Genomic DNA, 14,349 nt, shown 5'->3' with positions numbered 1-14,349 from the left:
AATCCAGCATGGCGCAGAAGCGACCCAAGGCGGATGCAGTCATCGTCGGCCTCGGCTGGGCCGGCTCACTGATGGCCAACGAATTGACCCTGGCCGGGTTGAACGTCGTCGCGATCGAACGCGGCGCCTGGCGCGACACCAGCACCGATTTCCCGACCTCCATCGACACCGACGAGCTGCGTTTCGCGCGCCGTCGCGAGTTGATGCAGCCTCCCGGCGTCGAGACGCTGAGTTTTCGCAACAACGTCACGCAGACGGCGTTGCCGCTGCGCGACTGGAACACCTATCAGTTCGGCTGGGGCGTGGGCGGCGCCGGCACGCACTGGAACGGCATGACCTGGCGTTTCCTCGAAACCGATTTCATCACGCACAGCCACACCCTGGAGCGCTACGGCGCCAAGCGTTTCCTCGATGGCATGCAGGTGCAGGACTGGGGCGTGACGTACAAGGACGTCGAGCCGTTCTATGACAAGTTCGAACGCCTGGCCGGCACCTCGGGCCGCGCGGGCAACATCCAGGGCAAGATCCAGGAAGGCGGCAACCCGTTCGAGGGACCGCGCGCGCGCGACTATCCGTTGCCGCCGCTGGAACGCACGCAGGTCGCGATGCTGTTCGACAAGGCGACGCGGGGTCTGGGCTATCACCCGTTCGCGGTGCCGGCGGGCAACACGTCGGGCGCCTATGTCAATCCGCTCGGCGTGCACATGGCGCCCTGCACGTATTGCGGCTATTGCGAATTCTTCGGCTGCGGCAACTGGTCGAAGAGCAGCCCGCAGGCGTGCATCCTGCCGGCGCTGATGGCGCGCAGGAATTTCAGCATCATTCCCGAGGCGGAAGTGCTGCGGGTGAATCTGACGGCCGACAAAAAGATGGCCACCGGCGTGACCTTCATCGACGCGGACCATCAGGAGTGGGAGCAGCCGGCGGACATCGTCGTGCTGTCCGCCTACCAGATGGACAATGTGCGGCTGATGCTGCTCTCCGGCATCGGCAAGCCCTATGACCGGGACACCGGCGAAGGCGTGGTCGGACGCAACTACGCGTACCAGACCATCGCCGGCGCGTCGATCTTCATGAAGGGCGAGAACCTGAACCCCTTCATCGGCGCGGGCGCGCTCGCGCAGGCGATCGACGACTTCAACGGCGACAACTTCGACCACAGCGACCACGATTTCATCGGCGGCGGCGTGGCGCTCGTGCACTCGACGAACGGCCGGCCGATCGGTCTGGCCGGCGGCGTGCCGCCGGGCACCCCGCAATGGGGCAGCGAATGGAAGAAGGCCTACAAGGAGGCCTACCAGAACTACAACTCGATCTATTGCATGGGCAACAGCTACCCGCATCGGGATGTGTTCCTCGATCTGGATCCCACCTACAAGGACCGGCACGGCCAGCCGCTGCTGCGCGTGACCTTCGACTGGATCGAGAACGACAAGCGCTCGGCGAAATTCATGGCGGACCGCTCGGTCGAGATCGGGCACGCGATGGGCGCGCAGACGGTGGTGCGTTCCGAGCCGACCGCGCGGCCTTTCTCGCCGATGGACAATCTGTCCTCGCACACCACCGGCGGCGCGGTGATGGGGGACGATCCGAAAACCAGCGCGGTGAACCGCTATCTGCAAAGCTGGGACGTGCCGAACACTTTCGTCTGCGGCGCTTCGGCGTTCGCGAACAATGGCGGCTATAACCCGACCGGCACCGTCGGCGCGTTGACGCTGCATGCCGCCGACGCGATCGTGCAGCAGTATCTGAAAGCGCCAGGCGCACTGGTGAGGGTGTGATGGCGACACGCAACGTTTCCCGCCGGATGCTCGCGATCGGCGCGCCGGTGCTGATCGGTATCGCGGTGCTGGCCGCGCTCGTCGGCTATCGCGGCATGCAGGCGCATCGTAGCCAGGGCGACCCGGCCCTGCTCGAGCGGATCGCACAGTACGGCCGCACGGCCGGCGCCGACGCGGACGCGGTCACGCGCGGCAAGTACCTCGCCGCGGCCGGCGATTGCATCGCCTGCCATACGGCGGCGAACGGCAAGGCCTTTGCCGGCGGTCTCGCGTTGAACACGCCGTTCGGCAAGATCGTCGCGAGCAATATCACGCCCGACAAGACCTACGGCATCGGCGCCTGGAGCGACGCGCAATTCGTGCGCGCGGTCAAGGCGGGGGTCGCGCCGCATGCGAAGCTGCTGTATCCGGCGATGCCGTACAACCTCTACGCGAAGGTCGGCGACGAGGATATCCTCGACATCCTCGCCTACCTGAAGACGGTACCGGCGGTGCATGAGCCGATCACCGCGAACGCCTTGCCGTTCCCGTTCAACATCCGCCTGCTGATGTTCGGCTGGAACCTGCTGTTCTTCGACCGCACGCCCTTCCAGCCGGACCCGAAGCAATCGGTGGAGTGGAATCGCGGCGCCTATCTGGTCGCGGGTCTGGGGCATTGCACCGCCTGCCACAGCGCGAAGAACGCGCTGGGCGGCGACAGCGACTATCTGGAAGGCGGCGATCTCGAAGGCTGGCACGCACCGGAGATCAGCGGCAACGGCTATCTGGGTCTGGGGAAATGGTCGGTCGCGGACATCACGACCTACCTGCATACGGGCGGCAATCGCGTCGGCGTCGCGGCCGGCCCGATGAGCGAGGCGGTCACCGACTCGTTGCAGTTCATGAACGCGGCCGACCTGAAGGCGATGGCGGTGTATCTGAAGAGCGTGCCGGGTTCGGGCGCGACGCCGCCGGCGCCGCTCGCGGCCGGCGACGCGACGATGGCGCTCGGACGCGACCTGTACCGGGCGAACTGCGCCGCCTGCCATCGCGCCAATGGCGCCGGCGTCGACGCGATGGTGCCGTCCCTCGCGGCCAATCCCGGGGTGCAGGCGCCGGGCGCGAACAACGTGATCCGCACCATCCTGGTGGGCGGGCGTGGCGCGGTCACCGGGTCGAACCCGACGGGCGCGCAGATGCCCGGTTTCGCGTGGAAGCTGTCCGACGCGGAAATCGCCGCGCTGGCGACCTATGTCCGCAACGACTGGGGTAACGCCGCCGCCGCCGTCGGCGAGACGGACGTCGCGCGTCTGCGCCACCCGCTGGACGCGGATACGCAGATGCAACCGCACCCGGCGCTGAGTTCGGGGGCGAAGTCGGTGGCGCCGTCGGAGGCACAATAAGCGTCCGCCTGGCGCGCATCCGGCGCGACGTATTCGCGCTCGCCGCGCGGTCCCGCGCGCGGAAGGGGCGCGGGACGTGTAGACTCCGTTCGGGCCGTTTTTTTGCAATCTCGATAGGAATGCCGGATGTATCCAATGGCGCTGCAATCCGTGGTATCGGGCTTTGGACTGAGCGCGGGTCTGATCATCGCCATCGGTGCGCAGAATGCCTATGTGCTGAAGCAGGGGCTGCTGCAGCGCAACGTCTTCGTCATCGTGGCGCTCTGTTCGATCTTCGACGCTTTCCTGATCGGGCTGGGCGTCGGTGGCATGGGGTATGTCGTCCACGCGCATCCGGGATTGATGGCGGTCGTGCGGTACGCGGGCGCGATCTTTCTCGTGGCGTATGGCGTCAAGGCGTTTCGCGCGGCGTGGCGCGGCGGCGGCCATCTCGAGGCGGTCGAGCAGCCGTCGCGCTCGACCTGGCAGACCGCACTCCAGGTTCTTGCGCTGTCGGCGCTCAATCCGCATGTCTATCTGGATACGGTCGTGCTGCTTGGATCGATCGGCGGGCGGCTTCCATGGCCGGACCGCGCGTGGTTCGCGGGCGGCGCGATGTCGGCATCGATCGCGTGGTTTTCGTTGCTGGGTTTCGGCGCGCGCTTTCTCCGGCCGGTATTTCGCAAGGAAAGCGCCTGGCGCATGCTGGATATCGCCATCGGGATCATCATGTTGTCGATGGCGGCCTCGCTGCTCTTCGCCTGAGGCGCGCTCCGTGCGCTAGCGTGACGCCTGACGGGCGGGAATGGGGCCGAAACCGCCGCAATTGACCTCGTCGCGCGTGCGTTTCAGGGCATGACCGTACTGGATCGGCAGCATATCGTACGGGGCATCCTGTCCCAGAACCAGCGCCGCGTAGAGCGGCCAGTGCGGATTGGCGATCGTCGGCCGCCCCAGCATCACCAGATCGACCTGATCCTCCCGGATCAGCGCATCGGCGTATGCCGGATCGGCCAGGTTCCAGCTGACCGCCACGGGCAGGGCGGTCTCTTGACGGATGCGCGTGGCCGCCGGGACCATGAAGCCGCGTTCGGTCCATGGCACCGCCTTGCCGCTGTCGCTATTCATCCCCATGCTGATGTCGATCAGATCCAGCCCGCGCGCCGCCATGCCGCGCACGAGTTCGATCGATTCCTCGATCGTATGGCTGTCCTCGTGGTAATCGAAGGCACCGATCCGCGCGGTCAGCGGCAGGCGTTCCGGCCACACCGCGCGCACCGCTTCCAGCGTCTCGTGCAGGAAACGCGCACGGTTTTCCGAACTGTTCCCGTATGCATCGGTCCGGTCGTTCGCCATGGGGGAGAGGAAATTCGCGCCGAGAAAGCCGTGCGCGTAATGCAGCTCCACCCACTCGAACCCGGCACGCAGGGCCCGCTCCGCGCCACGCGCGAAATCGCCCTTCAGCCGTTCGATATCCTGGAGATCGGCGGCGCGGGCGGCGCGCGGAAACCGGGCGCCGCCATAGGGAATGGTGGACGGGCCGATCGATTCCCACCCATCCGGATGATCCTCCGGCAATTGCGCATACCCGTCCCAAGGGGGCGTGATGCCCCCCTTGCGGCCCGAGTGGCCGAGCTGGACGCCGGGCACCGCGCCGGTCGAACGAATGAAATCCGCGATGCGCCGCAGCATCGGTATCTGCTCGTCCGACCAGATACCGGCGCAGTTCGGCGTCATGCGTCCTTCCGGAGACACGGCGAGCTGCTCCATGACCACGAGGCCGGCCCCGCCCGCCGCGCGCGCGCCCAGATGGACGAGGTGCCAATCGTTCATGATGCCGTCCGTGCCGCAGGAATACTGGGTCATGGGCGAGATGGCGATCCGATTGCGCAGCCGCACATCTTTGAGTTGGAAATCGCTGAATAAACCAGGCATGAAATGCTCCTATCCAAGGGCAGGGGAATGCGTGATGCGAAAATTCAGGCGGCAGCGCGAAACGGCTCGCGCGCGGCGCGCGCGACTCATTCGACGGACCCGACGAGGATGTCGCCCTGCATGCGCCGGTACTGTTCGTCGAAGCCGGCGCGGTCGATACGTCCGCGGCGGCTGCGATCCAGCAGCGATACGATCACGCACACGGCGAAGGCGGCCGGCAGCGCCACCAGCGTGGGCGGATCCATCGGGAAGACCGGGGCGGCGTGACCCAGGACCTTGACCCAGACCGACGGGCCCAGAACGGTCAGCAGGACGGAAAGCGCCAGCCCGGTGCAGCCCCCCGAAACCGCGCCGCGCGTCGTCAACCCGCGCCAGTACAGCGAAAGCACGAGCAGGGGAAAATTCGACGCGGCGGCGATGCCCACGACGAGACCGATGAGGTAGGCGATGTTCTGCTGGCGGAAAGCGATGCCGAGCACCACGGCGAGCAAGCCCAGAATCAGGGTCGCGAGGCGGTAGATCCCCACTTCCGTTCGCTCATTGGTGCGGCCGCGCCGGATCACGCTGGCATAGATATCGTGCGAAACGGCTGCCGCGCCCGACAGCGTCAGCCCCGCGACCACCGCGATGATGGTGGCGAACGCGACGGCGGCGACGAGACCCAGCATCATTTCGCCTCCCACCACGTGGGCCAGATGCACCGCCGCCATGTTGCCGCCGCCGCGCAGCGTGCCGTTTGGCAGCACATATTCCGGATTGCCGGTCACCAGCGCGACCCCGCCCACGCCGATGACGGTGATCATGCTGAAGAAGGCGCTGATGCCGAGAACGCCGTAGAACATGGACGTGCGGGCGGCGCGGGCATTTGGCACGGTGAACATGCGCATGAGCAGGTGCGGCAATCCCGCGCTGCCGACGAACATCGCCAGACCGAGCGACAGGGTCGAGAGGGGGGCGGAGGCGAAATGCGTGGGCGCCAGCATGTCCGCGTGTTTCGGGTGCAGCACGATGGCGGCCGCCATGAGCCGATCGTAGCTCCACTGGAAACGCGACAGGATGAGCAGGGAGATCACGGCGCCGATGCAGAGCATCAGCACCGCCTTGACGATCTGCACCCAGCTCGTGGCCATCATGCCGCCGAAAATCACGTAGCACACCATCAGCAGGCCGACTGCGATCTCGGCATAGCTATAGTCGATCCCGAACAGCAGCTGCACGAGTTGTCCCGCGCCCACCATCTGTGAAATCAGGAAGAAGATCGCGATCACCAGCGTGCTGGACGCGGCGAAGGCGCGCATCGGCACGGGCGAGAGCCGGTAGGACAGCACATCGGCGAACGTGAAGCGGCCGAGATTGCGGATCCGGTCGGCGAACAGGATGCCGATCAGCGGATAACCGACGGCGTAGCCGGTGGCATACACCAGGCCGTCGAAACCGCTGGCGAAAATCAGGCCGGAAAGACCGAGGAAAGCGCCGGCGGAGATCGTGTCGCCCGCGATCGCCAGCCCGTTCTGCCCGGCGCTGAGATGACCGCCCGCCGAGTAGAAATCGCGTGCCGCGTGGGTGTGGCGCGCCGCCCACCAGGTCACGACGAGGGTGAAGGCCACGAGCGCCAGAAAGAAGCCGATCGCCTCGTGATGGGCCGCGCCATGCAGCGTCGCGGCATGCGCCGGCCTGCCCGGCAGCGCGATGACCAGGAGGCCGGCCACCAACGGCAGGGCGCGGGGCAGACGTCGACGGGTGAACAGGACGTACAGCCCGTTGAGCACGGTCGCGTAGGCGATGAGGCCCACGCCGAGCGCCACCCAGATGGAGGTCGGGCCGTCCTGCCCGATCGGCGTCGCCAGCATCGCGGGCCGGTACGCGGCGAACCAGAAAAACGTCGCCACCGGCACGAACAGCAGGCAGACGAACAATGCGCTGAGCCGGACGGAGCCGGCGCGGTTCGCGCTCGTATCGCGCCCGACGCAATCGGGCCGGGCGTTTTGAGGGTCTGACATAATACCTCTCGAAGGCGAGGAAGTCGGCGCGTCCGGCCTGTTGGCGCAGGCCTGGCGGCAATCGTCAATTACATATCGTTTGATCCAATTTCAGTATACGGTATTCAATTTTCGATCAATTTAATTCTGCATGCGACCCGTCCCGCGTGGGATCGGCGTCCGCATGACTCGCGGAGACATGCACAGATCCTGTGTATTTATCGAGATGAAAAAGCACACTGCGATGGTCGGCATCGCGCCGGTCCGGCCGCTGGCCGAGCAAGTCTACGAGACGATCCGCGACGCGATCTGCGTGGGGGAATTCGCCTCGGGGGCGCGCATGTCCGAGGACAGCCTCGCGGCGGCGCTCGATGTATCGCGTCAACCGGTGCATCAGGCACTGCGGCAACTCCATCGCGAGGGATTCCTGCAGGAGGCGGGGCGGCGCGGATTGGTGGTGGTGCCGATGAGCATCGAACTTGCCGAGCATGTCTTCGACTTGCGCGCCGCGCTCGACGAAACGGCGGCCGCCAACGCCGCGCGCCGGGCCGATGCGAGTACGCGTCAGCAGGGCGAGACCATTTTGCGCGCGGGGCGGCGCGCGGTGGCCGCCCGGGACATCCCGGCGATGATCGATGCGGACTTCCGCTTCCACTGCTATATCTATGAACTGTCGGGCAATCCGCTGATCGAGACGTTCGCGACCATGAACTGGCACCATGTACGCCGCGTGGCCACCGCCCTGTCGACGCGGCTGCTCAGCCTCGCGCCGCTATGGCAGGAGCACGAGGATATTTTGGTGGCGGTGCGGGACGGCAATGCGGCGGCGGCCGGTTCGCTGGCGCGCCACCACGTGGAAAAGGTGGCCGGGACGCTGAAGACGTTCGGCACGGCGCCGTTTGACGCTGCGTCGGGCGCCGCTGCGTCGGGCGCCGCTGCGTCGGGAGGCGAGGCGGCCGATGCGTTGTCGGGGAAGCGGGTGCGAGAAGTCTAGCGAACCCCGTGCAGACCGGTCACCCGGAACTCGCCCGGCAAGGGTCCGTCACCGGTCCGTTCGACCCGCCGCGTCCACGCACACGTACCGCATCACCGTCTCGACCAGCATTGCCCGCTGATGCATGCGATGGCGGGGGCTGAGCGGGTCGCGCCCGGCGACGGTGCCGAACGTATGGCGGTTCGCGATGCGGTGAAAGCAGAAGCTGCTGATCAGCATGTGCAGATCGATGGCGTCCAGCCCTTCGCGAAAAACGCCCGCCGCGCTGCCGCGCTGCAAAATCGCATCGATCATGCGGATGATCGCCACGTTCTTGCCGCGAAACGTCGGCGAACGCTTCAGATGCTGGCCGGCGTGCAGGTTTTCCATCGTCACCAGGCGAATGAAATCGGGATGCCGGTCGTGGTAGTCGAACGTCGTCTCGACCAGCGCGCGCATCGCGGGCACGGGTTCCTGCTCGGTCAGGCCCATTTGCCGCTCGACGTCGCGAATGCCGCCGTAGACCTTTTCGAGCACGGCCTCGTAGAGCTTTTCCTTGCTCTCGAAGTAATAGTAGATCATCCGCTTCGTGGTCAGCGTGCGCGCGGCGATCGCGTCGACGCGGGCGCCCGCCAGTCCCAGCCGCGCGAACTCCTGGGTGGCCACGTCGAGGATGTCGCGTCGGGTCTGTTCGGGGTCGTGTCGGCGGGCCGGCGTGGCGCGTGAACCGGTGGGTTGCCCGATGGGTCGCCCATCGTCGGCAGGGGAAGTGCGGGCTTTCTCGGCGCCGGAACGCATGTCGTGACAGGAAGGTGGTCGATGCACCATTGTACTGTGACCCTCGCCGAATCCGCCGGCCCGTTCCCCGCCGGATGAGACGGCGGTGTCGATGGAAGGTATGCCGGTTTACAGGTCGAGACGATAGCCCACGCCATAGACCGACGCGATCGGATCGCTGCCGGGCCGCAGCGCCTGGAGCTTGCGGCGCAGGTTTTTCACATGGCTGTCGATGGTGCGGTCGGTGACGACGCGGTGGTCGTCGTACAGATGGCCGAGCAGATATTCGCGCTGGAAGATGCGTCCGGGCGATTTCGCGAGCAGCGCCAGCAGGCGCAGCTCGACCGGCGTGAGTTTGAGCGCGACGCCGTCGAGCCGGGCGCTGTACGCCGCTTCGTCGAGCCACAGTCCGGGGGCGCCCTGCTGCGGCGCGACCGCGACGCTGGCCGTGGCCGCGGCCGCGGGCGACGGCGCGCGCGCGGGGGCGCTGGCCATGCGACGCAGGATCGCCTTGACGCGGGCGACGACCTCGCGAGGGCTGAAGGGCTTGCACACGTAGTCGTCGGCGCCCAGTTCCAGACCCAGCAGGCGGTCGATCTCGTCGACGCGGGCGGTCAGGATGATGACCGGCAGCGTGGAAAATTGCCGCAGCTCCCGGCAGATGTCGATGCCGCTGCGCCCGGGGAGCATCAGATCGAGCAGCATCAGGTCTGGCGGCTGGCGGCGGATGTGCGGAATGACGTCCTGGCCGTCGGCGAGCGATGTGGTCGCGAAACCGTCGACGTGAAGGTAGTCGGCGAGCACCACGGCCAGTTTGGGTTCGTCCTCGACGATCAGGATGTGCGGGGGGGTGTTCATGGCGTTCTAGTGGGGCTCGGCGGATTCGACCGGGAAATGCGCGACGATCCGCACGCCGCCCAGCGGGGACGGCGACGCATCGATCGCCCCGCCATGCGCGGCGACGATCGCCCGGCACAGCGCCAGCCCCAGGCCGGCGCCGCCGCTTTGTCGGCTGCGGGACGCATCCACCCGATACAGGCGGTCGAACAGGCGCGGCAGCGCGGCGGCCGGGACGCCGGGTTCGGAGTCGTGCACGTCCAGGCGCCAGCCATCGTCGGCGACGGAGATGAGCACGTGCACTTCCCCGCCCGCGTCGGTGTAGCGCAGCGAGTTCTGCAGCAGGTTCTTGAGCAGTTGCATGAAGCGGCCGGGATCGACCTCGAAGGGTCGCGCCGCGCTGGACGGACCGTCCGGCTCGGGCAGCGTCAGGCGCAGCGTGAGCTGCTTCGCCTTGTAGGGTTCGCGGAAGCCGTCCACCGCCGCGGCCGTGAGCGCGCCGATATCCACTGGCTCCTTGTGATAGCGCAGTGCGCCGACATCGCTCAGGGAGAGTTCGTACAGGTCCTCGATGATGGTGTTCAGCAGGGTGACTTCCGTTTGCAGGGACGTCAGCGACTCCCGGTCGAACGCATGGACGCCATCCTCGATGGCCTCGAGTTCGCTGCGCAGCACGGCCAGCGGCGTGCGCAGTTCGTGCGAGATGTCGGCGATGAAGTCGCGCCGCGAACGCTGCGTGGTCTGCAACGAGTCGGCCAGCACGTTGAAATCGCCCGCGAGCCGGTCCAGCTCGTCGCGTCGCCCCGCCGGCACGCGGGCGGTGAAGTCGCCGCTGGCGAGCCGGTGCGTGGCGGCCATCAGGCGCTTCACGGGCGCCAGGATGACGCGTGCGAGCAGGAGCGCGACCAGCGCCGCGAGCACCACCGACACGCCCGCGATCTGCAGGGCGGCCCGCATCTGCTGCTCCTGAAAGGCGATGTCCGCCGCGTCGGAGAGCATGTTCGGGCCGCCGGCGGACAGCCAGCCGATGGTACGGCCCTGATAGACGATGGGTTCCAGGCCGCCGTTCATGAGGGAACCGTCCACGTTGCTGGCCACCAGTACCTTGTCGCTGTCGAGCAGCGTGGCCGGGGGACGCAAGCCTTCGTGACGCGGCGGACCCATCGGCCCCATCGATGTGCCCGGGGGCGTGCCCGCGTTTCCCGGCGGGGCGAAAGGCGGCAGGCCGCCGTCCCACAGGGGTGCCGTCAGGGGCTGCGATGCGGCGGACGACGCCGTGGTGGCGAGCTGTGCGACGGCGGCGGCCGGATCGCGCGGCGGCTCGACGACGAGATCGGACGGCAGGCCCGTCGCGTTCGCATTCGGCCGCGGCATCCGCATGCTCCAATGCGGACCGTGCTGCGGTTCGCCGGCCAGGCCGTCGAGCAGATGATGCACGGTGCCGCTACCGGGGAAGTCGCGCCAGCTCGCGTGCTTGCTCACCTCGGCCTCGGCGGCGTCCTGGCGGCGCAGGTCGTCCTGCGCGGCATCGAGCAGGGCGATCCACGCGTCCGGGTGACCGCGCAGGAAATCCCAGTTGCCGCCATGTGCCGCGTACGCCAGTTGCGCGCGTGCGCTCACGGCCTGAACCCGGCCCGCGTCGCGGGCCCGCACGTAGCGCAGGAAGCCGTTCTCGAAACTGACGCGAATCGCGTAGCCCATGGTCAGGGAGATGACGAGACAGGCGACCAGAACGGCGAGGAACATCTTCATCGTGATGCTGAAGCGCACCTTCGCCCGAGGTCGCCGATACCGCCGTTTCAGCAACGCGGCACCGATGCGCCGGCCGCCGCCCGCCGCGGTGGGAGAGACGGACGGGGCGCGGTGTTCGCGAAGATCGGAGGCATGGCTGTCCATGTCGGCAGTTTAATGGAGCGCGGGAGGCTTGCCGATGTTTACGGCGAATCTCCACGGGTTCTCCATCTTTTCTCCATCGTCGCTGCGTATTGCCTGATTACCATGCAAGTGTCGTATCCCGTCATGGCGCCGCCCGTACGTTCCGCGTCGCCGCTTTCTGGAAAACCCGCATGCCAAGCGCCCCGTCCGCTCCTCGCCGCACCTCCCGCCAACAGGCGCGGGGATCCATGTCGCCAGAGCCGATTCCCCTGCGCAGCTGCCAGGTGTCGGAGCCCCTGATGCAGTTGTGGGGTGAGTGCTGCCGCATCATCGAGTGGACCCACCCCGAAGGCGGGAGCACCCGGCTGGCGGTACCGGGCAGCGCCACGCCGGCCCAGATCGAGCAGCAACTGCGCGGCCACCGCGCCGGGCTGCGCTATGTCGCCAACGACGGCCTCGCGCCGTCGCGTGGTCACGTGCTGCTGGGGTATTGATTCCGGCCGCGCGGGTCCCCCGCGCCGCCTTACTGGAGAACCGGATGAATCTGCAAATCTTGCTGGTCGGCCCCACGCGTGAATGGAGCACCGATCTGGTCGCCTTCCTGGGCGGTCACGGCGTCGATGTCCTGCTGTCGAACGACCCGGCGCAACTCATGCGGCGCGTCGCGCTGGATGCGCCGGCCCTGATCCTGCTTTGCGACAATCTGCCCGGTGCCACCAGCGTCGGTCTGCTCGAAGCGCTGCGCCAGGCCGGTTGCGATACCTCGGTCATCATGCTGGGCGAACGCGTCGACGCCATCGAGAAGATCATCTGCCTGGAACTGGGCGCGGACGATTATCTCGATATGCCGTGCAATCCCCGCGAGCTGTTGTCGCGCATCCGCAATGTCATGCGCCACCGGCCGCGCACCGCGCCGGCGACCGGCGCCACGGCCGACGCGAGCGTGTTCGGCGATTTCCGGCTGGACATCGCGCGCCGCGCCCTGCTGCGCAACGGCACGTTCGTGAGTCTCCAGGGCAGCGCCTTCGCCTTGCTGCAACTGTTCGTCGAGCACCCGATGAAGGTCCTGTCGCGCGCCAGCCTGATCACGCTGCTGCAGGGCCGCGGATCGGGCGCCTGCGAGCGTTCGCTCGACGTGCTGGTCTGCCGGCTGCGACGCGTGATCGAGACCGACCCGGGCCAGCCGCGCTTCATCCAGACGGTACGGGGTCACGGGTATGTCTTCAATCCCCGGGGCGGCGATTCCGCGGGCGCACCGGTCGGTAACGGCGGCCGGGCACGCGCGGTCGCGTCGGACGCGCGTCGTGCCGCGTCCGCCCCGGCGAGCCGCGTCGAAGTCAGTGGGAAATTTTTTCAAGCGCCACGTTCCGGGTCCGTGGCCCCAGCAGTCCGATCACGAGCATGACGATGAGCATCGCGCCCGCGATGAACAGAAATACCCCGCCGACGCCGAAATGGCCCAGGACGGAAGCGATGGCGAAGGCCGTGAAGATCGCGGAAAAACGGCTCCACGAGTAGACGAAGCCGACCGCCTGCGCGCGGATCGAGGTGGGGTACAGCTCCGACTGATACGCGTGGAAGTTGAACGACATGACATTGTTCGCCAGCGTGATCCCTACGCCCATGAGGATCAGCAGCACGCTGGACGTCACCTGACTGAACAGCAGGCCGCAGACCATGCTGGTGCCCGCCATCGCGATGATCATCGTCTTGCGCTCGAAACGGTCCGCGATGAACAGACCGATGATCGGACCCAGGGGCGCAGCGATCGCGATCACGCTGGAATACATCAGGCTGGTGGTGATGGTGATGCCCTGCTTGATCAGCAGGGTGGGTACCCAGTTCGCAAAGCCGAAATACCCGATCGTCTGGAAGACATTGAAGATCACCAGCATGATCGTGCGGCGACGGTACGGCGGCAGCCACATGTCGCGAAAGCGCGCGCGCGCGGCCACCGGCTCGGGCGGCAGCGGCGGCGGCAGCGGCCCGCCGTGCTCCGCGGCCACGCGGCGTTCGAGCGCGGCGACGATCGCCTCGGCCTCGGCAAGCCGGCCTCGCTGTGCAAGCCAGCGGGGACTTTCCGGAAGATGGCGGCGGATCCACCAGACGAACAGCGCGCCGTGCGCGCCGATCAGCACCACCCAGCGCCAGCCGTCGAGGCCCCAGAAATGCCGCGGCACCAGCAGATAGGCGAGGAAGGCCGCGACCGGCACCGCGACGAAACCGATCGCCTGCTCGCACGCGAATGCCCGGCCGCGAATCTGCTTGGGCACGAGTTCGGCGATATACGTGCCGATCGTGACCAGCTCGACGCCGATACCGATGCCTGCGATGAAGCGCCAGATGTTGAGTCCGGTCGCGGTGTCCTGGAAGGCCATGATGACGTTCGCCACCGTGTACCAGAGCAGCGACCCGGTGAAGATGCTGCGTCGACCGAAACGATCCGCCAGAAAGCCGCAGGCGATCGTGCCGACGAACAGCCCGGCGAACAGCGCGGCGATGAATCCGGCGACGCCGGTGGTGCCGAACAGCCCCGGCGTGCTCGCGGTCAGCAGGCCGCTGCGCACCAGGCCCGGGGCCACGTAGCCGGTGAACAACAGATCGTACATCTCGAAGAAAAACCCGAGACTGAGCAGCACGACGAGTTTCCAGATGCTGCGGGTTGCGGGCAGGCGGTCGAGGCGGGCGGACAGCTCGCTCGCGGTGGCATGCGTCGTGGCGTCTGTCGTGGCCCCCGGAGGCAATCCGGGCGCCACGGGCGACATGGCGGCGAACGCGCGGGATGCGGGTCGGGACGAACCCATCGTAGGTCTCCAGGAGACGTCTTCCTG

The 14,349-nt window shown here is 67.3% G+C and carries 12 protein-coding genes; 6 read left to right on the top strand and 6 right to left on the bottom strand.

Annotation, left to right across the window (positions count from 1 at the left end):
• Positions 1-8: 8 nt before the first annotated feature.
• The 3 genes from OVY01_RS02135 to OVY01_RS02125 all read left to right on the top strand — a co-directional run bounded on the left by OVY01_RS02135 (position 9) and on the right by OVY01_RS02125 (position 3,907).
• Positions 9-1,781, top strand: a complete 1,773-nt coding sequence (locus OVY01_RS02135) for a GMC family oxidoreductase (protein ID WP_267845288.1) — start codon at positions 9-11, stop codon at positions 1,779-1,781.
• The gene (locus OVY01_RS02130; protein ID WP_267845286.1) at positions 1,781-3,163 is read left to right on the top strand and encodes a c-type cytochrome; all 1,383 of its coding nucleotides are present in this window, start codon (positions 1,781-1,783) and stop codon (positions 3,161-3,163) included. Before OVY01_RS02135 ends, OVY01_RS02130 begins: the two co-directional genes overlap by 1 nt.
• 135 nt (positions 3,164-3,298) lie before the next feature.
• On the top strand, positions 3,299-3,907 hold the full coding sequence (locus OVY01_RS02125; protein ID WP_267845285.1) for a LysE/ArgO family amino acid transporter: 609 nt from the start codon (positions 3,299-3,301) through the stop codon (positions 3,905-3,907).
• Between the two features lie 15 nt (positions 3,908-3,922).
• Here the strand turns inward: OVY01_RS02125 and OVY01_RS02120 are convergent, their stop codons facing one another.
• Together OVY01_RS02120 and OVY01_RS02115 are read right to left on the bottom strand one after the other, a co-directional pair.
• Positions 3,923-5,077: an NADH:flavin oxidoreductase/NADH oxidase gene (locus OVY01_RS02120; protein ID WP_267845283.1), complete on the bottom strand. Its 1,155-nt coding sequence runs from the start codon at positions 5,075-5,077 to the stop codon at positions 3,923-3,925.
• 86 nt (positions 5,078-5,163) lie between these two features.
• Positions 5,164-7,077: a sodium:solute symporter family transporter gene (locus OVY01_RS02115; RefSeq protein ID WP_267845282.1), complete on the bottom strand. Its 1,914-nt coding sequence runs from the start codon at positions 7,075-7,077 to the stop codon at positions 5,164-5,166.
• Between the two features lie 205 nt (positions 7,078-7,282).
• Between OVY01_RS02115 and OVY01_RS02110 the strand changes: the two genes are divergently transcribed.
• Positions 7,283-8,050, top strand: a complete 768-nt coding sequence (locus OVY01_RS02110) for a GntR family transcriptional regulator (protein WP_267845281.1) — start codon at positions 7,283-7,285, stop codon at positions 8,048-8,050.
• 48 nt (positions 8,051-8,098) lie between these two features.
• On the opposite strand, the gene OVY01_RS02105 is transcribed toward OVY01_RS02110, so the two are convergent.
• The 3 genes from OVY01_RS02105 to OVY01_RS02095 form a co-directional block, all read right to left on the bottom strand.
• Positions 8,099-8,827, bottom strand: a complete 729-nt coding sequence (locus OVY01_RS02105) for a TetR/AcrR family transcriptional regulator (RefSeq protein ID WP_267845280.1) — start codon at positions 8,825-8,827, stop codon at positions 8,099-8,101.
• Positions 8,828-8,935: 108 nt separating this feature from the next.
• Positions 8,936-9,664, bottom strand: a complete 729-nt coding sequence (locus tag OVY01_RS02100) for a response regulator (protein ID WP_267845279.1) — start codon at positions 9,662-9,664, stop codon at positions 8,936-8,938.
• Positions 9,665-9,670: 6 nt separating this feature from the next.
• Positions 9,671-11,539 carry an ATP-binding protein gene (locus OVY01_RS02095; protein ID WP_267845277.1) on the bottom strand — a complete coding sequence of 623 codons (1,869 nt, stop codon included), beginning with the start codon at positions 11,537-11,539 and terminating at the stop codon, positions 9,671-9,673.
• Between the two features lie 227 nt (positions 11,540-11,766).
• Here OVY01_RS02095 and OVY01_RS02090 point away from each other — a divergent pair, with 227 nt between their 5' ends.
• Complete coding sequence (locus OVY01_RS02090) at positions 11,767-12,012, top strand: DUF2866 domain-containing protein (protein ID WP_267845275.1); 246 nt, start codon at positions 11,767-11,769, stop codon at positions 12,010-12,012.
• Between the two features lie 44 nt (positions 12,013-12,056).
• Positions 12,057-12,923: a winged helix-turn-helix domain-containing protein gene (locus tag OVY01_RS02085; protein WP_267845273.1), complete on the top strand. Its 867-nt coding sequence runs from the start codon at positions 12,057-12,059 to the stop codon at positions 12,921-12,923.
• Here the strand turns inward: OVY01_RS02085 and OVY01_RS02080 are convergent.
• Positions 12,856-14,283: an MFS transporter gene (locus tag OVY01_RS02080; protein WP_432422214.1), complete on the bottom strand. Its 1,428-nt coding sequence runs from the start codon at positions 14,281-14,283 to the stop codon at positions 12,856-12,858. The two genes, OVY01_RS02085 and OVY01_RS02080, sit on opposite strands and share 68 nt — an antisense overlap.
• Positions 14,284-14,349 lie beyond the last annotated feature (66 nt).

The organism is Robbsia betulipollinis (assembly GCF_026624755.1).
In the GTDB taxonomy this organism is placed as follows: domain Bacteria; phylum Pseudomonadota; class Gammaproteobacteria; order Burkholderiales; family Burkholderiaceae; genus Robbsia; species Robbsia betulipollinis.
Note: the sequence above shows the minus strand (reverse complement) of the source record. Positions and strands in the feature narration are given on the sequence as shown.